12 protein-coding genes are annotated in these 17,493 nt (G+C 72.1%); 8 read left to right on the forward strand and 4 right to left on the reverse strand.

Going from position 1 to position 17,493, the window contains the following annotated elements:
• Positions 1–59 precede the first annotated feature (59 nt).
• Positions 60–3,497, forward strand: a complete 3,438-nt coding sequence (locus tag INTCA_RS07545; RefSeq protein ID WP_013492321.1) for a TM0106 family RecB-like putative nuclease — start codon at positions 60–62, stop codon at positions 3,495–3,497.
• A 7-nt stretch (positions 3,498–3,504) separates the two neighbouring features.
• Here the strand turns inward: INTCA_RS07545 and INTCA_RS07550 are convergent, their stop codons facing one another.
• Positions 3,505–4,953, reverse strand: a complete 1,449-nt coding sequence (locus tag INTCA_RS07550; protein WP_013492322.1) for an ADP-ribosylglycohydrolase family protein — start codon at positions 4,951–4,953, stop codon at positions 3,505–3,507.
• A gap of 93 nt (positions 4,954–5,046) precedes the next feature.
• Between INTCA_RS07550 and INTCA_RS07555 the strand changes: the two genes are divergently transcribed.
• Genes INTCA_RS07555 through INTCA_RS07565 form a run of 3 tightly spaced genes read left to right on the forward strand, consistent with a single transcriptional unit; the run spans position 5,047 to position 7,098 of the window.
• Complete coding sequence (locus tag INTCA_RS07555; RefSeq protein ID WP_013492323.1) at positions 5,047–5,409, forward strand: hypothetical protein; 363 nt, start codon at positions 5,047–5,049, stop codon at positions 5,407–5,409.
• Positions 5,402–5,827, forward strand: a complete 426-nt coding sequence (locus INTCA_RS07560) for a hypothetical protein (protein ID WP_041307418.1) — start codon at positions 5,402–5,404, stop codon at positions 5,825–5,827. Before INTCA_RS07555 ends, INTCA_RS07560 begins: the two co-directional genes overlap by 8 nt.
• Positions 5,828–5,832: 5 nt before the next feature.
• A complete protein-coding gene (locus INTCA_RS07565; protein ID WP_013492325.1) occupies positions 5,833–7,098 on the forward strand; it encodes a lipid II:glycine glycyltransferase FemX in 1,266 nt (421 codons plus the stop codon).
• Positions 7,099–7,170: 72 nt separating this feature from the next.
• On the opposite strand, the gene INTCA_RS07570 is transcribed toward INTCA_RS07565, so the two are convergent.
• Positions 7,171–7,665, reverse strand: a complete 495-nt coding sequence (locus INTCA_RS07570) for a hypothetical protein (protein WP_013492326.1) — start codon at positions 7,663–7,665, stop codon at positions 7,171–7,173.
• 461 nt (positions 7,666–8,126) lie between these two features.
• On the opposite strand from INTCA_RS07570, the gene hrpA reads away from it, so the two are divergent.
• Together hrpA and INTCA_RS07580 are read left to right on the forward strand one after the other, a co-directional pair.
• Positions 8,127–12,017, forward strand: a complete 3,891-nt coding sequence (gene hrpA, locus INTCA_RS07575; protein ID WP_244859883.1) for an ATP-dependent RNA helicase HrpA — start codon at positions 8,127–8,129, stop codon at positions 12,015–12,017.
• Between the two features lie 81 nt (positions 12,018–12,098).
• Positions 12,099–13,037, forward strand: coding sequence for a PAC2 family protein (locus tag INTCA_RS07580; protein WP_013492328.1), 939 nt, complete (start codon positions 12,099–12,101; stop codon positions 13,035–13,037).
• 18 nt (positions 13,038–13,055) lie between these two features.
• Here INTCA_RS07580 and INTCA_RS07585 read toward each other — a convergent pair whose 3' ends face one another.
• Both INTCA_RS07585 and INTCA_RS07590 read right to left on the reverse strand, forming a co-directional pair.
• Positions 13,056–14,834 carry a DNA polymerase gene (locus INTCA_RS07585; protein ID WP_041307422.1) on the reverse strand — a complete coding sequence of 593 codons (1,779 nt, stop codon included), beginning with the start codon at positions 14,832–14,834 and terminating at the stop codon, positions 13,056–13,058.
• Positions 14,827–15,975, reverse strand: a complete 1,149-nt coding sequence (locus INTCA_RS07590) for a MalY/PatB family protein (protein WP_013492330.1) — start codon at positions 15,973–15,975, stop codon at positions 14,827–14,829. The genes INTCA_RS07585 and INTCA_RS07590 overlap by 8 nt, the downstream gene beginning before the upstream one ends.
• 125 nt (positions 15,976–16,100) lie before the next feature.
• Between INTCA_RS07590 and INTCA_RS07595 the strand changes: the two genes are divergently transcribed.
• Both INTCA_RS07595 and INTCA_RS07600 read left to right on the forward strand, forming a co-directional pair.
• On the forward strand, positions 16,101–16,931 hold the full coding sequence (locus INTCA_RS07595) for an EcsC family protein (RefSeq protein WP_013492331.1): 831 nt from the start codon (positions 16,101–16,103) through the stop codon (positions 16,929–16,931).
• A complete protein-coding gene (locus tag INTCA_RS07600; RefSeq protein WP_013492332.1) occupies positions 16,921–17,442 on the forward strand; it encodes a YkvA family protein in 522 nt (173 codons plus the stop codon). The genes INTCA_RS07595 and INTCA_RS07600 overlap by 11 nt, the downstream gene beginning before the upstream one ends.
• Positions 17,443–17,493 lie beyond the last annotated feature (51 nt).

A 17,493-nucleotide genomic window follows, 5' to 3' on the forward strand; every position in this document is an offset into this window, starting at 1 on the left:
CCACCGACTCGAGCCACGGCGTCCGGCCTCTGTCATCGCCGAACGGCATACTCGCAGCCATGCAGCGCATCGACGGCAGACTGGTCCTCAGCCCGACGGACCTCACGAAGCACGTCGCCTGCCCCCACATCACCACGCTGGACCTGGGCGCAGTGGCTGGGCAGCATTCGGCGGCGGTGGCCGCCGACGACTCCCTCCACCTCGTCTTCACCAAGGGTCTGCAGCACGAGTATGCCTACGTGGAGCGACTCCTCGCTGAGGGTCGGACCGTCGAGGACATCGCCGCCCTGGGTCTGCGCGGGCCCGCGGCCGAGGCTGCCACGGTCGACGCGATGCGACGCGGCGTCGACGTCGTCTACCAGGCGACCTTTGACGACGGGCACTGGGTCGGCATGGCGGACTTCCTCCATCGCGTCGACCTGCCGGAGGGCCAGCAGAGCGCCCTCGGACCATGGCGGTACGACATCGCAGACACGAAGCTGGCGCGCCGGCTCAAGGTGCCCGCCTTGCTCCAGATGGCGACCTACGCGGCGCGGCTCGAGGTGCTGCAAGGGATGCCACCGCGGTGGCTGACCGTCGTGACCGGAGACTCGGCCGAGCACCACTGGCGACTCGTGGATGTCGCACCCTATGCCCGGCGGCGCCGAGAGGAGCTGCTCGATGCCGTCGAGAACCCCCGGGACACCGCGTCCGTCCGCGTCCAGCACTGTGGCCAGTGCCGCTGGAAGGAGCGTTGCGCCGCTGAGTGGCTCGAGCGCGACGACCTGAACCAGGTGGCGGGAATGCGCACCGCGCAGCGTGCGGCTCTCCTCGCGGTTGGCATCTCGACGCTCGCCGCCCTCGCGGGAGCCGACGACGAGGTCCTTTCTGGAGCGCTGTCCCGCGTGGCGCGAGCCCGACTGCGGGCCCAGGCGCGGCTCCAGCTCGCCGAGCGCGAGTCCGGCTCGGCACAGTTCGAGCTCATCGAGCCGCCGTACTCGGTGCAGGGCGACGCGGCAGGCAGCGAGCGGCGGGTCCCGCGGGGGCTCGCGCTGCTGCCCGCGCCTGACCTGGACGGCGACGTGTACCTCGACTTCGAGGGTGACCCCTGGGCAGCGGAGGGAGCCGGCCGCGAGTACCTCGCCGGTGTCTGGACGCGCCAAGGGGAGTTCGTCGAGTTCTGGGCCCACGACTTCGAGCAGGAGGGCCAGCTCACCACCGCGCTCATCGACTGGCTCTCGGCCCGCTGGGCGCAGTATCCAGCGATGCACATCTACCACTACGCCCCCTACGAGACGACCGCCCTCAAGCGGCTGGCGAGCCAGCACGCAACCCGGGAGCACGAGCTCGACCAGCTGCTGCGGGCCGAGCGGTTCGTCGACCTCTACACGGTCGTCCGCCAAGGCGTGCGGATCAGCAAGGACTCCTACTCCATCAAGAAGCTCGAGAGCTTCTACTGGGGGCAGGCGCGTTCGGCGGAAGGGCAGGTGTCCGACGGCCTGTCGTCCGTCGTCGAGTACGAGCGCTGGCTGTCCCTGGCCGAGGACGCCGCTCCCGAGGCATCAGAGGTCGACGCGTCGACCGGCCTGCACCCGATCCTCGCGGAAATCCGCAGCTACAACATCGACGATGTCCGGTCCACGCTCGCCCTGCACGAGTGGTTGGAGCAGCTCCGGGCCCAGCTCGCGAGCAGGGGGCACCGCCTCGCTCGCCCGACCAGTGACCCAGCCGAGGAGATCGGGGAGGCGGAGGCGGCCGAGATCGACCTGGCTGACCGGCTCGTGGAGCTGGGCACTCCACAGGCCGTGCTGCTCGCGGGCTGCGTCGGCTGGCACCGCCGCGAGGACCGACCTGAGTGGTGGGAGTTCTTCCGGTACGCGCGACTCGAGCAGGAGGAGCTGATCGAGTCGGGTAGCGCCATCGGTGGTCTCATGGCGCCCCTCGCCGTGGGCCAGGTCAAGCAGTCGACCATCTGGCGCTACGCCTTTCCGCCCCAGGACTCCGACCTTTCGGTGGGCGAGCGAGCCCACGACGTCGACACCCACTCGGGCGTCGGTGAGGTGGTGGGGATCGACGCCGTCGAAGGATGGGTCGACCTCAAGATCGGCAGGCGCTCCGGCGTGCCGTCGCCGCGCGGGTTGCACCCGCCCGGCCCCCTGAACAACCAAGTGATGCGAGAGAGCCTCCGGCGCACGGGCGAGGCCCTGCTGTCGGGCGACGCCCCGTTGGGGGTGCGGCTGCTGTCGAGTGTCGTCCCCAGCTCGGAGCGACTGGCCGCTCGGCCGGGCGAGAGCCCGACGGAGGTCGTGGTCCGCGTCGGCAGCACGCTCCGCGGCGAGGTTCTCGCGGTGCAGGGCCCGCCCGGGTCAGGAAAGACCTTCGCCGGGGCTGCCCTGATCCGTGGGCTCCTGGACCGGGGCCTGCGGGTGGGCGTCACCGCGCTCTCGCATGCGGTGATCCGCAACCTGCTCGACGCTGTCGGCCGCCTTGCACTTCACCGGGGCGGCGACGACCCCGACCCGCGTGTCGCGCTCACCACCGGGGAGCATGGCGGGTCCACAGCGCTCCCGCTGGTCCGACCGGCCACGAACGACCAGGTCGTCGCCGGGCTCACCTCCGGTGCGGCCAACCTCGTCGGCGGCACCGCCTGGTTGTGGTCGCGGGAGGAGCTGGCTGGGGCGGTCGACGTGCTCGTCATCGACGAGGCCGGCCAGTTCTCCCTCGCGAACGCGGTCGCAGTGGCCCAGTCGGCGGGCTCGCTCGTCCTGCTGGGTGACCCGCAGCAGCTGCAGCAGCCGACCAAGGCGGCGCATCCCTACGGGTCCGGGGCGTCGGTGCTCGAGCACCTCATCGGCGAGCACGACGTCATCCCCGCCGACCGAGGCGTCTTCCTCGACCGCACCTACCGCATGCACCAGGACGTCACGCGGTTCATCAGTGAGCTGGCTTACGAGGGGCGGCTGGTGTCCTCGCCCCGCCGTGACGGGCACGACCTCGCGAGGGTTCAGGTCCAGGCTGCGGGGAGGGTCTCCGGGACCGGGATCCGGTGGGTCCCGGTCGACCACGAGGTGCCCAGCGAGCAGACGAACGACGCCGAGGCGGCGGTGGTGCGCGGCATCGTCGACGACCTCCTGCGCGGATCGTGGACGTCGGCCCAGGGCGTGACCTCCCGTCTGCAGATCGAGGACGTGGTCGTGGTGGCACCGTACAACGCGCATGTGGCGACCCTGAGGCGAGCGTTGCCGGACGGTGCGCGAGTCGGCACCGTCGACCGCTTCCAGGGCCAGGAGGGCGTCGTCGTCATCTACGCGATGGGCAGCACCAGCGCGACCCTCGCCCCGCGCGGCGTGCAGTTCCTCTACGACGTGCACCGCCTCAACGTCGCCATTTCGAGGGCCCGGGCGCTGGCGCTCGTCGTGGCGTCGCCGATCCTCCTCGACGCGCCGGTCCACACCCCGGAGGAGCTGCGCGCGGTCAACGCGCTGTGCCGCTTCGTGGAGGAGGCTGCCCCGGTCTGACCTGGCGTCACGCGCCGTGGGCGGCGACTTCCCAGAGTCGACCCTCGGCCCGGATCCCCGGCATGGCCTGGCGGATCGACCGCTCGGCGAGCTCGGGGGCCACGCCGAGGTCGACCGCGTAGCGCAGCGCGACTGCCGGGGTTCGCCGTGTCGCGTCCCGGCAGTGGACGAGGACCCGTTTCCCCTCGGCTCGGAACTGCCGCAGCGCTGACGACACGTCGTCGAGGACGAAGTCGAGGTGCGGGTTCGAGTCGTCGGTGTCGTCCTCGTCGAGCCAGGCCTCGAGGTGGTCGCGGGACGGGATGCCCTCGGCGGGAATGTCCTCGAGCCCAACCGGACAGAGCGACACGACGGCCTGGACGCCGAGCTCTCGAGTGCGCGAGAGGTCGCTGATGGTGCCGAGGACGATGTCCGGGTCGATCGGGTGAGGCAGCCCCAGGGTGGCGATGGCGGGGTCGGCCATCGTCGCGACGGACGGCCAGGTCCCGGGAGTGCGTCCTCCCGACCACGTCGACACGGCGATCTCCACGAGGTCGTGGGCTCGGTAACCCGGCCATCCGTGGACCATGCGCCGCCACTGGGTGGGCACCCCTGAGGCCCCGTAGCGGGCGCCGAGCAGCGAGCCGGCGATCGCCGCCACGGTGTCGGTGTCGTGCCCCGCTCGGACGGCCGCCTGGAGCCCGCGCTGGAGGTGTATCGGAGACCGGTCGCCGCGGTCGGTCGTCGTGATGGCTGCCCACGCCGCCTGCAGGGCCGTGACGGTGTACCCGTTGTTGACGAAGCGCCCCGGGTCCTCACCCGTCGCCTCCTCGACCCACGAGGACCAGTCGTCCTGGTGTTCCGGGCTGACCAGGTCGAGGCCCGAGGCCAGGTCGAGGCGGCCGGCTGTCACCGCCACGCGGATGGCCTCGGACCACAGAACGGACGAGTCAGCGGCGAGCGGGTCCGCGTGGGTCAGCCTCGCAATCGACCGTGCGGCCCGAGCGGTGGCCTCCCGGTCGCCGACATTCCAGATGCCGACCACCGACGTTCGCATCAGCGCACCGTTGCCCGCCGTGAGCCCGGTCCGGTCGTGCAGGGACAGGCTCGCGGCCGTCAGCCGTTCGTGCGGTCGCCCCTCCAGCCGGGCGGCGTCCGTGAGCACGGTGCGGGTCTGGGCGCCGACGTCGGTCGCGCCGCCCACCAGCCAGCCGGTGAAGGCTTCGGCGACGGCGTCGAGGGCGTCGGCGTCGGTGAGGTCCATCCCTCGAGCGGCGACATCTGCGACGCAGAGTGTCATCTGCGTGTCGTCGCTCCACTCGCCCGGGTCGTAGGGGCCGAGGCCGCCCCCCTTCATGACGGCCTCCCCGACCGGAGGTGCCGCCATCTCGTAGGGCACCCCGAGGGCGTCGCCGCAGGCCCCGCCGAGCAGGACACCGGCGGCACGGTCGAGGGCGATCGGGCGCTGGGCGACCACGGGGCGACCTTTCGTCGAGGGACCGGACAGGCGAAAATCTACGGCGCGGCGCACGGGTTCGTGAGGTCGGGTGCCAACCCGTAGGATTCCGGCGTGCTCGCGCCCCTCACTGTGTCGCTCCTGATCGCCTCCGGGGTGCTCGGCCTGGTCGCCGTGCACCACCTGGCGCGGCGCCGCCTCGTGGACGACCCGTTGGTTCTCGTCGGCGCCGTGATCGAGCTCGGCCTCCTCGTCCAGCTCGCCTACGGGCTGTCCCAGTCCGGTGCCATCGCGGACGGTTCGGAGCGCGCCACCTTCCTCGCCTACCTCTTCACCGTCCCCGCCATCCTGCCGGTCGCGATCTTCATCGCGATCAAGGAGAAGACCCAGTGGGCCATGGCCGTCGTGCTCGGCGGGGCGGTCGTCGTGGCCATCCTGCTCGCGCGGATCCAGCAGATCTGGGGCCTCAGTGCCTGAGACGCGCTCAGTCCAGCACACCGGCCGTGGCCCGGGACGCCTCATCGTGGCGCTGTACGGCCTCCTCGCCCTGGCTGCGACCGGCCGCAGCGTCCTCCAGATCGTCGAGTACTTCGACCGGGCCCCGGTCCCGTACCTCCTGTCAGCCCTCGCCGCGCTCATCTACATCGTCGCCACGGTCGGCCTGGCCCGCGGTGACCGGGTCTGGGTGCGCATCGCCTCCGTGGCCATCGTGATCGAGCTCGTCGGCGTCCTCGTCGTGGGGGCGGTCTCCTACGCCGCGCCCGACCGTTTCCCGGACAAGACGGTGTGGTCGCACTTCGGACAGGGATACGGCTACGTCCCGTTGGTGCTGCCCGTGCTCGGCCTGCTCTGGATCCGGCGGAACCGGCAGCGCCGCACGGCCTCGGTAGGGTGACCGCCATGGACGAGGCACGCACCGCAACCAGCAACCCCGGGACGCCGTCCGGGCTCCCCGAGCCGACCGAGCCCGCTGACGCGAGCCGGCCGGCCGGCCCCTTCACGGTCCGTGCCATCACGGCGGACGAGGCACGGGCCACGGTGCTCGAGCTGGCGGGGAGCTTCCTGCAGACCCCGGCCTGGGCGCGCACCAAGCCCGATTGGACCACGGTGCACCTCGGCTGGTTCGACGCGACGGGGGCGCGTGTCGGGGCCGGGCTCGTCCTCTCGCGGAGCCTGCCCCGGGTGCGACGCTCGTTCGCCTACCTTCCTGAGGGTCCGGCTCTGCCGTGGACCGCCGTCGCGGAGGACCCGGGGGCGTGGCTGGACCCGCTGGTGGCCTGGGCCCGCACCTCCGGCGCCTTCGCGCTCCGCCTGGGGTTTCCCGTGGTGTCGAGGTCATGGCAGCCGGACGTCGTCAAGAAGCAGATCAGCGAGGGCGGGCTGATGTCCTTCACTACCCTCCCGCCCGCGGTGGACAACCCGGTTGCCCGGCGCGTGGAGACCTGGCTCGACCGTACCGGCTGGCGACCGATCGGGTGGGGGAGCACCGCGGCGGTGGGGCAGCCGCGCTACCTCTGTGTCATCGACCTCGAGGGCCGTGACACCCAGGCTGCGCTCAGGTCGATGAACCAGCAGTGGCGCCGCAACATCAAGAAGGCCGACAAGGCGGGCGTCCACGTCCGGTCGGTCGGGGTCGAGGGAGTCGAGCGGTTCCACCAGCTCTACGTCGAGACCGCCGAGCGGGACCACTTCGTGCCGAGGGCGAAGTCGTACTTCGAGCAGATGGTGCGGGCCTTCTCCGACGGCGGTGACGAGGTCACCGGTCGCATCTACGAGGCCCATGTCGACGGTGACGTGCTGGCGTCGGCCCTCATGGTCCGGGTCGGCGACACCTTCTCGTACCTCTACGGCGGCTCGACGAGCCGCAACCGCGACGCCCGCGCGAGCAATGCGCTCCAGTGGCAGGCGATCCAGGACGCGATCGACCTGGGCTGCACGTCCTACGACCTGCGGGGCTTCAACACCTCACTCGGCGCCACGTCGCCGCTCATCGGCCTGCTGCTCTTCAAGCTCGGCGCGGGCGCGGACGTCGTCGAGATGGTGGGTGAACGAGAGCTCGTGCTCAGCAGGTTCTGGCACACGGCGTTCGAGAAGGCGATGGCCCTGCGGGTTGCGATCAACAACCGTCGTGCCGGCTCCGAGGCCACCCCCGACACCGACGTGTGACGCCTGGCCGTATGCCGCTGGGCTGACACCCACCTGAGCGTGGCCGTCGGCGCTCGGCCGGGAGGTCTGCGGTCACGAGGTCTCCGGGCGCGAGGGGGGTAGCGCGCAGTCGGCCTGGCCGGGCCCCGTGGCGATGGCGACGAGCTCCTCACCGACGTAGACCCGGCACTGGATCTCGTCCTCGAGGTGCACGCCCAGGACCTGGACGAACTCGAGGCTGTCCGGCTCGTGGGTGCTCACATCGATGACGAGCGGGAGGACCGACTCGGGGATCTCGGCGTCTCCGTGGCCGCCGATGAGGTGGAGTGTGGCCGCGGGCTCACTGCCGACCACCTCGACCCGGTACGTCGTCGTTCCGGATGGGGGTTGGTGGGTGGGAAGGTCGGCCGACTGCACGCCTGCGATGTCGGCGCTGGTGGACACCGTCGTCACGGGCGGTGGGACAGCGGGCGACCCGTCTCCCCACGGCTCGACCGGACCCCATTCCACGTGGGTGTCGTTCATCGGCTCCGGCCCGAGGCTGAAGGCCACGTCACCCAGGACGGCCACGGCGAACAGGGCTCCCACCAGCCACCCTCCGGCGTGTCTGGCCCTTCGCCCGGGCCACCCGGCTGATGGGGCTGGCGGCGGCAGGGGCGGGGTCGAGGGGGGCGGCAGCCGGCGCAGGTCCCGCGCGGGCGCCCAGGCCGACGGCGGCAGGGTCGAGGTCGGCGGAGGACTGGACGTCGCCTGACCGGTCCCTGCCCCGTCCGGAAAGGCCACGTGCCGGTCGTGCTGCGGGTCCGGCGCCATGGGCCTCGTGTCCATCCCTGCCCCTCTCACAGCGCGGTTCGTGCAGCTCGGACCTCGCGCGGAGCCCGACGGTTCCATCGGAAACGAGTTCGGACCCTCGGCTCCGGACGCCTATCCTGTCGCCCATGCCCGAGGACCGTTCAGCCGCGCCGACCGCGCGCAGCGGAAGCGGTCGGCGTCGGGCCGGAGCCCCGACGGGTCAGCGCAGATCCTCGGGGGCCAGAGCTCGTGGCCGTATGCCGCTCAGCTCGGACGCGCTCGCGGCGCGCCGTGCCGCTCGGGCTGGGCTGGTCCCCGCCATCTCGTACCCGGAGCATCTTCCGGTGGTCGAGCGCCGCGACGACATCGCAGCCGCCATCCGGGACCACCAGGTCGTCGTCATCGCCGGTGAGACGGGGTCCGGCAAGACGACGCAGATCCCGAAGATCTGCCTCGAGCTCGGCCGCGGGCTGGACGGGCTCATCGGCCACACCCAGCCACGCCGCATCGCCGCCCGGGCGGTCGCGGAGCGGCTCTCCGAGGAGCTCGAGGTGGAGCTGGGCAGCACCATCGGCTACCAGGTGCGGTTCACCGACCAGTCGACCCGCCACACGCTCGTCAAGGTGATGACGGACGGCATCCTCCTCGCGGAGCTCCAGCGCGACCGGGAGCTGCGTCGCTACGACACGATCATCATCGACGAGGCGCACGAGCGCAGCCTCAACATCGACTTCATCCTGGGCTACCTCAAGCAGCTCCTGCCGCGGCGCCCCGACCTCAAGGTCATCATCACGTCGGCGACGATCGACCCCGAGCGGTTCGCCCGGCACTTCGCGGCCAGCGACGGCACCCCGGCACCGGTCATCGAGGTCTCCGGTCGGACCTACCCGGTCGAGGTTCGTTATCGGCCCCTCATCGACCCGGACCGGCCGGACGACGACGAGCGCGACATGATCACCGGCATCTGCGAGGCGGTCGAGGAGCTCTGGACCGAGCGCCACGCCGGTCCGAGCAGCGACATCCTCGTGTTCCTCTCCGGGGAGCGCGAGATCCGCGACGCGGCCGACGCGCTGAACGGGCTGCAGCTTCCCGTCACGGAGGTCGTGCCGCTCTATGCCCGACTCTCCGCAGCCGAACAGCACCGGGTCTTCCAGCCCCACACCGGACGCCGCATCATCCTCGCGACGAACGTCGCCGAGACCTCGCTCACGGTCCCGGGGATCCGCTACGTCATCGACACCGGCACGGCCCGGATCTCCCGCTACAGCCAGCGGACCAAGGTCCAGCGCCTGCCGATCGAGCCGGTCAGCCAGGCGTCGGCCAACCAGCGCTCCGGGCGGTGCGGCCGCGTCTCGGAGGGCATCGCGATCCGCCTCTACTCCGAGGACGACTACCGCTCGCGCCCGGAGTTCACCGACCCGGAGATCCTGCGGACCAACCTCGCGTCGGTCATCCTCCAGATGACCTCGCTCGGGCTCGGTGACATCGCCCGCTTCCCGTTCCTCGACCCCCCGGACAGCAGACAGATCACCGACGGCATCCGGCTCCTCGAGGAGCTGCAGGCCTTCGCCCCCGAGGAGGAGACCCAGCCGACCCCCAAGGGGCGGCGACGTCCGGGACGCAGGCTCACGGCATACGGCCGGACCATCGCCACGCTGCCGATCGACCCGCGGCACGCGCGGATGGTCATCGAGGCGGATCGCCGGGGCGTGCTCCGGGAGGTCTTGGTCATCGTCGCCGCACTGTCGATCCAGGACCCGCGCGAGCGGCCCCAGGACAAGCAGGAGCTCGCCAACGCCGCGCACAAGCGCTTCGCGGACGAGTCGAGTGACTTCCTCTCGTGGCTGAAGCTGTGGGCCCACCTCAAGGAGCAGCAGCGAGCCCTCAGCTCGAGTGCCTTCCGGCGGATGTGCAAGGCGGAGTTCCTCCACTATCTGCGGGTCCGGGAGTGGCAGGACCTCCACGCTCAGCTGAAGCAGGCCGCGAAACAGGTCGGTCTGGACGTGACCCGTGGGAGGGTGCGGACCGGGGAGGGCGAGGTGGACGCCGATGCCGTCCACCAGTCGCTCCTCGCCGGACTGCTCTCCCACGTCGGCGTGCGCGACGAACAACGACGCGAGTACCTCGGCGCCCGCGGCGCCCGCTTCGGCATCAGTCCGGGCTCTGCCCTCTTCCGCAAGCAGCCGCAGTTCGTCATGGCGGAGGAGCTCGTGGAGACGACCCGCCTGTGGGCCCGGATGAACGCGCGCATCGACCCGGTCTGGGCCGAGGAGCTGGGTGACCACATGGTCAAGCGGCAGTACTCCGAGCCACGGTGGTCGGGCCGCCGCGGCTCGGCCGTGGCCACCGAGCGGGTGACCCTCTATGGCGTGCCGCTCGTCGTCGGGCGCACCACCGGTCTCTCGAAGGTCGATCCCGAGCTGGCCCGTGACCTTTTCATCCGACATGCCCTGGTCGAGGGCGACTGGCCATCGGAGCACCGCTTCCTCCGGGAGAACGCCGCGCTGCTCGAACGGGTCGGCGAGCTCGAGGCCCGGGCGCGGCGGCGTGACATCTCGGTCGATGACAGCGTGCTGGTCGCCTTCTACGACCAGCGCGTTCCCGGTGATGTCGTGTCCGGCCGGCACTTCGATACGTGGTGGAAGCGGGCCCGGCGCGAGACGCCGGACCTGCTCACCTTCACCGAGGACCTCCTGCTGCGAGGCGGCTCGACACACCTCGAGGTGGAGGACCACCCCACGACCTGGCGACAGGGGGAGCTGGAGCTGGAGGTCACCTACCAGTTCGACCCGGGCTCGGAGCTCGACGGGGCGACGGTGCACGTCCCGGTCGAGCGCCTCAACCAAGTCAGGGCGGACGGCTTCGACTGGCAGGTCCGCGGTTTCCGCGAGGAGCTCGTCACGGCGCTCATCAGGTCCCTCCCGAAGACGACGCGTCGGCACCTCGTCCCCACCCCCGACCATGCTCGAGCCGTGCTGCCGGAGCTCGACCCCGCAGAGGGTCGCCTCGTCGACGCGCTGGCGGCTGCGCTCCGCCGCCGCGCGGGCGTCGCGGTGAGCCCGGACGACTTCGACTGGGACCGGGTGCCGGGTCATCTCAGGGTGACGTTCAGCGTCGATGCGCCGGACGGCGAGCGGGTGGCTGTCGGCAAGGACCTGGAGGCGGTCCGTGAGTCGGCGACGCCTCAGCTGCGTCGCCGGGTCCGCGCAGCCAGCGCCGGGATCGAGCGCCGCGGCCTCACCTCCTGGGACCTCGACCGGGTGCCCGAGACCTTCGAGAGCGCGGCCGGCATCCAGGGCTACCCGGCCCTTGTCGACACCGGAGCAGCGGTCGACCTGCGGGTGCTGCCGACCCGCGCCGAGGCGGACGCCGAGCACCGGCTCGGGGTCCGGAGGCTCCTGCTGCTCGGCATCTCGCCGCCCTGGAAGCAGATCCTCGCCCGGCTGACCAACGTCCAGAAGCTCGCCCTGGGTCACAACCCCCACGGCAGCGTGCCGGCCCTCCTCGCCGACTGCCTGGCAGCAGCCGTCGACTCGATCAGCGCCGAGGTCGTTGCCGGCGGTGCGCGCCCCGCGGGGCCGGTGCCCGCGGGTTCGCGTCCGAGCTCGCCCGGCGGCATCCGGACGCGTGAGGACTTCGAGTGGGCGCTGTCGGCAGTGCGGACCCACACGAGCGCCAGGGTTGTCCAGGTGGTCGGCCTCGTCGAGCCCGTCCTGGCCCGGCACCTGTCGATCACCAACCGCCTGGCCGAGCTCGACCGGTCCTCGAGCCCGGCGATCCGACCGATGCTGGCCGATGTCCGGGCCCAGGTCAGCGAGCTGATCCGGCCGGGGTTCGTGGCCGCCACCGGACTCGGCCGGCTGCGAGACCTCGACCGCTACCTGCGCGCGGTGGAGCATCGACTCGACAAGGGCCCGGCCGACCCCGCGCGGGACGCCCAGGCGCTCGACCAGGTCGACCTCGTCGAAGGTCGCTACGCGGACCTCCTCGAGGCCCTCCGCCCGAGCCAGCAGGAGTCGGCCGAGGTCCTCGAGGTCGCCTGGATGATCGAGGAGCTCCGGGTCTCGCTCTTCGCGCAGGCCCTCGGGACTGCCTACAGCGTGTCGCCGCAGCGCGTCCTCAAGGCCATCGCCCGGCTCGCCCCGTGACCCGAGCGGACGGGTGGCCGGGAATCATGGCGACTCCGGCCACGTTTGACCCTGTGTACCGCCGTGACGAAAGGGCTTCCCGTGCAAGACCCCACCGAGCTCTTCCAGTTCGAGACCGACTCCTCCCTGTCTCCGGATGACACCCACGCATCGGTGCTCGTCCTCGCACTGGGCGGCTTCGTCGACGCCGGCCACACCCAGCGGGTGCTGACCGAGCACCTCCTCGAGAACCACGAGTCCCGCGTCATCGCCTCGTTCGACGTGGACCAGCTGCTGGACTACCGCGGTCGGCGCCCGGCAATGGTCTTCGACCGGGACCACTGGGAGAGCTACGCCGATCCCAGCCTGCTGCTGCACCGGGTCGTCGACCGTGAGGGGGTGCCTTTCCTCCTCCTTGCCGGGCCCGAGCCGGACTACCAGTGGGCCCGGATGGTGGAGGCCGTGATGATCCTCATCCGCGCTCTTGACGTGGACCTGACGGTCAACGTCCACGGGATCCCGATGGCTGTCCCGCACACCCGCCCCCTCGGTTTCACGTCGCACGGCACGAACCAGAACCTCCTGCTCTCCGGCAACGAGACCCCGTTCGGCACGGTGCAGGTCCCCGGGAGCTTCGCATCGCTCCTCGAGCTGCGTCTCGGCGAGGCGGGTCGGGATGCGCTCGGCTTCGCCGTGCACGTCCCGCACTATCTGGGCCAGAGCGAGTTCGCCGATGCCGCCCTCCTCGGCCTCCAGCGGGTCATCGCCGTGACCGGGCTCGACCTCGACGCGACGGGCCTGGCCGCAGCTGCGGGTCGGGACCGGGCTGAGATCGCTCGCCAGATGGAGCAGTCCGAGGAGATCTCCGCCGTCGTCCGGGCCCTCGAGCAGCAGTACGACACCTACCTCGAGGGTCGCCAGCACCGCAGCCTCCTGGCCACGGACCTGTCCGACCTGCCGACGGCCGACGAGATCGGCGCGGAGTTCGAGGCGTTCCTCAAGGACGTCGCTGACGATGCCGGGGACGGGCCGAGCGCCTGACCCCGACGGCCCGCGCCGTCAGCCCTTCGCTTCGCTCCAGCGGGTGATGACGCCTGTGTCGGCGACGAAGCGCACGTGCTCGGTTCCGGCCCACGTGCGGGAGGCCAGGGTGAGGGCGCCCTCCACGGCCCGCCGCGCCTCCTCTGCCCGTGACCGGGGGACGTGGACGAGGATCTCGTCGTGCAGGCAGAGCACGATCTGACCGCCGAGTGGGCGGACTGCGTGGCGCACGGTCGCGGCCCACGCCTTGAACAGCTCGGCCGCCGACCCCTGGATGATCGCATTCCGCGCGAAGCGACCACGAGCGGCGTCCGCTGCTCCCCGGTCCCCATCGAGCCGTATGCCGCTGGGCTCGCCCTCCTGGTCCGCGTGACCCTCTGCGCGGGTCGGGTCCGCCGCGTCGCCAGCGCTGCCGAAGCGGATGAGTCGCCCGCCGAAGGTGCGCAGCGGACGCCGGGCCACGCCGTCGGCATAGGCGCGGTCCAGCACCCCCATCGCCACGGGGTAGGCGGCTTCGAGGTCCTTGAGGGCCTCGCCGGCGGCGCCGGACCGCTGACCGTACATCGCGGCGAGGACCGCGACCTTGGCGACGGAACGGTCGACCCCGAGCTTGTCGGCGACGGGTGCGTAGAGGTCGTCGCTCCGGGTGGCCTCGGCGAAGGCACGGTCCTCGCTCACGACGGCGAGCACGCGCGGCTCGACCTGCCCGAGATCCGCTCGGACGAAGACGTGCTGTGGCTCGGCACGGATCGCGGGGCGGAGTGGGGCCGGGAGGTTGTGCAGGCCGTTCTGGGCGGTCATCCGGCCGGCAGCGCCGTCGCAGGCGGTCCACGCGCCGCGGAGACGGTCGTCCCCACCCACGTGCTCGTCCAGCCAGCGGTAGCCGTACGTCGTGGCGATCCGCTCGTCCTTGCGCCACGACAGCAGCGCATCGACGAGTGGATGGGTGTGTCGGTAGGGCTCGAGGACCCAGGCCCGGGTGTTGGGCACGTCGACCCCGACCGACTGGAGCATGGCGCGCACGTGTGCCGGGTTGCGCAGGTCGGTTCGGTCCCCACCCCGGGCGTGTCGGAGGACGACCTGGTCCCGCAGGGCCCGGATGCGGGCGGCGTCGGCGTCGTCCCGGGGGCGAGGGCCCGCCGCGGCCGAGATGAGGTCCTCCGCGGCCAGGCGGTCGACCGGCAGGCCGTCGCGCTCGAGCTCGAGGCACAGCACCGCGGCCGCGGACTCGGACCACACGGTGCGGATGAGGCGCTCCGCCCGGCCGCCGGCGCGTTCGCGAAGCGACGCCTCCTGAACCCGTTGGATTTCCAGCGCCAGGTGCGCCAACCGCGCCAGCCGTTCCGTGGTGGTGGCCCAGCTGCCCAGGGCGTCGGCACGGAGATGGCCTGAGTCCGTGAGCACCTCGTCCACCGACCGTTCGGCGTGGTCGAACAGGTCGCCGTCGAATGCTGCATGTCGACCCGCCCGCAGTCGCGGCACCTCTGCCTGCGGCAGGCCCCGACAGCCGGCCCAGACGTGGCCCGGGGTGGCCGACCAACCGCCGTGGATCAACCGGTGCGCCTCGGCGAGATCCCAGGTCCGGGGGACCTCGACGCGTGCGGTGACGACGCCGCGGAGGGCGGCGTCGGCCGACCAGACAACCCAGCGAGGGTGGTCCGACTCGACGCGTCGAGCGACCCGGGAGGACACCTCAGCGAGCGGCCACGCCTCATCGAGACCGGGCCCAGCGGCATACGCCGCTCGAGGTCCGACGACGAGCGCGACCAACGGTGTGCCGGAAGGGTGGTCAGCCAAGGGACTCGGCCATCCGGTCAACCGCCTCGCGGAGGATCCCGGGGGACGTCGCGAAGTTGAGTCGGGCAAAGCCCGCGCCCCCGGCGCCGAAGGACGGGCCGTCGCTGAGCGCCACCCGCGCCTTCTCCCGGAAGTGAGCGGAGGGATCGTCACCCAGACCGAGGGCACGGCAGTCGAGCCAGCCGAGGTAGGTCGCCTCGGGCAGCCGGAGCCGCACGCCGGGCAGCCGGCTGCTCACGAGCTCGGCGAGGAGGCGGCGGTTCTCGTCGAGCTCCGCGACGAGGCGCGAGACCCAGTCGACCCCCTCGGTCCACGCCGCCGTGTGGGCGATCACCCCGAGGTGGCTCGCCCCGAAACCGACGAACGGGTGGAGCCGACCGACCAGCGTCCGGGCCTCGGACCCCGGGATGAGGAGGCCGGCCTTGAGGCCGGCGAGGTTCCACGCCTTCGACGCCGAGGTCACCGTGATGCCCCGCTCGCTGCCCGCGACGGTGAGGTAGGGGGTGAAGGACCCCGGCTCGTAGACGAGGGCCGCATGGATCTCGTCGGAGATGACCGTGACGTCGTGCTCGGCGGCGAGTCTGGCCAGCATCTCGAGCTCGCCTCGCGTGTGGACCACGCCGGTGGGGTTGTGCGGGTTGGCGAGCAGGTAGACGGCACTGCGGCCACCCGAGGTCACCTCCTCGAACGCCGCCGCGAGCGTGTCGGGGTCCAGACGACCCTCCCTCGTGAGCGGAGCGTCCACCGCCCCCCGGCCGACCGCGTCGATGACCGTGAAGAAGGCGTTGTAGACAGGGGAGCTGACGACCACCGACGGCCCGGGACCGGTGAGCACCTCGAGGAGCCGGGCGATCCCCGTGAGGACGTCAGCGACGACGTGCGCACTCCCGGCGTCGACCTCCCAACCCCACTGGCCGGCGGCGAACCCGGCGAAGGCGTCGGCGTAGTCGCGGGCCCAGGGATAGCCCGTGTCACCTCTGCGGACGGCCCCCGTCACGGCGGTGAGGACCGCCGGGCACGGCGCGCAGTCCATCTCCGCGACCCAGAGCGGCAGGACGTCTGAGGGGTGGAGTCGCCACTTGAGGCTGGTCCGTGACCGTCTCAGGTCCTCGACGGAGGCGGACAGGATGCGGTCGGTCATGGCCCGAGCCTAGGAGAGGACACCGACGAGACGGGGTAAGGGACCCGCGGAGGGCCACCGGCCCTCTCTGGAGCCGGGATCGCGTAACGTCAGCGACGCCCGGACAGTCTCAGGAGAGGAACCACGTGGGCATCTTCGGATGGGGTAAGGACGAGACCGCAGCGGCCGCTGACCGGACGGCCGGTCGGGTGCAGGAGGCAGCCCGGAGCGGCAACGCCGCCAGCGCGCTGGAACGCGCGAGGGCAGTGGATGAGGGCGGTCTCAGCGGAGCGGCCACCCGGCTCCTCGAGCGCCTGCTCGACGTCGGGATCGACGGCAGGGGGCCGTTCGCCTCGGCCCGAGCGGTGGCGGACCGTGCGCTTGCGGACGCCGGCGGCGACCCCGAGGAGGCGATTCGCAGCGTCCAGCGCGCCCACCGCCGGCTCGGCGCCGCCGGGGGATTCGTCACCGGGCTGGGCGGGTTCTTCACCATGCCGGTGGCCCTGCCCGCCAACGTGCTGGAGTTCTACCTGCTGGGCACCCGGATGACGGCAGCGACGGCGCGGCTCAGGGGCTACGACATCGACCAGCCGCAGGTCCGGTCCGCCGTCCTCCTGACCCTCGCCGGCGCCGACAGCGACGATCTGCTCAAGAAGGCAGGAGTCTTCGCAGCCGGTGGGCGACTCACGTCGGTGGCGCTCGAACGGCTTCCCGCGCCCGCTCTCATGGTCCTCAACAAGGCCATCGCCTTCCGCCTGCTCGGTCGGCTCGGGTCCGGCGTCATCGCCAAGCTCGGTCGGGCGGTCCCCGTGGTGGGCGGACTCGTCGGCGGCGGCGTCGACGTCTACCTGCTGGGCCGGATCGCCACGCAGGCGGTCGAGGAGTTCCCGCGCCGGACCCCGACCGACCGCGGGGGGATGGGCGGCCCCTCCGGTGCCCCTGACGTGACCGGAGGGGCGGCGGCCGGTGGCCGGTAGGGGGACGAGCGGCGCGTCGCGCCTCAAGCTCCTCGCGACGACGGCCTCCGTCGTGCGGGCCTCGACGAGACCGGGCGCGCCGAGCCTGTCCAGCCGCGTCCAAGCGGTCCCGCGCCTGGTCCGGGCGACCATCGGAGGTGAGTATGCCGGCACCACACGGGGGCGCTTGGGGATGCTCGCCGCAGCCGCGGCCTACATCGTCTCGCCCGTGGACCTCGTCCCCGAAGCCCTGCTCCCAGTCGTGGGCGCAGCTGACGACGCCGTGGTCATCGCCTGGGCGATCAGGGCCCTGCTCGAGGAGACCGACCGCTTCCTGGCCTGGGAGGCGGGGCAGGGCCGCCGCCGGGCGTCCGAGACCGTCTCGGGTGACGTCGTGGGCGCTGACGCGAGTACGTCCCACCCCCGTCGGGAGGTGGCGGCCACCGGCGCCGGGCCTCGCCTGACCGGTCAGGCCCGTGACGCGGCCACCGCGTACATCATGGAGACCGTGCGCCGCCGGCTGGAACGCTGACCACGGTCGTCCACATCCCCTGGGCCCGGCGGGTGGTCATCCACAGGCTGG

It is taken from the genome of Intrasporangium calvum DSM 43043 (genome assembly GCF_000184685.1).
Classification (GTDB): domain Bacteria; phylum Actinomycetota; class Actinomycetes; order Actinomycetales; family Dermatophilaceae; genus Intrasporangium; species Intrasporangium calvum.

What these genes read in the sequence shown, in the direction of transcription:
- INTCA_RS07565 (WP_013492325.1), top strand. Translation starts at nt 5,833, where the DNA reads ATGGACGAGGCACGCACCGCAACCAGCAACCCCGGGACGCCGTCCGGG.
- hrpA (WP_244859883.1), top strand. Translation starts at nt 8,127, where the DNA reads ATGCCGCTCAGCTCGGACGCGCTCGCGGCGCGCCGTGCCGCTCGGGCT.
- INTCA_RS07590 (WP_013492330.1), bottom strand. Translation starts at nt 15,975, where the DNA reads ATGACCGACCGCATCCTGTCCGCCTCCGTCGAGGACCTGAGACGGTCA.
- INTCA_RS07545 (WP_013492321.1), top strand. Translation starts at nt 60, where the DNA reads ATGCAGCGCATCGACGGCAGACTGGTCCTCAGCCCGACGGACCTCACG.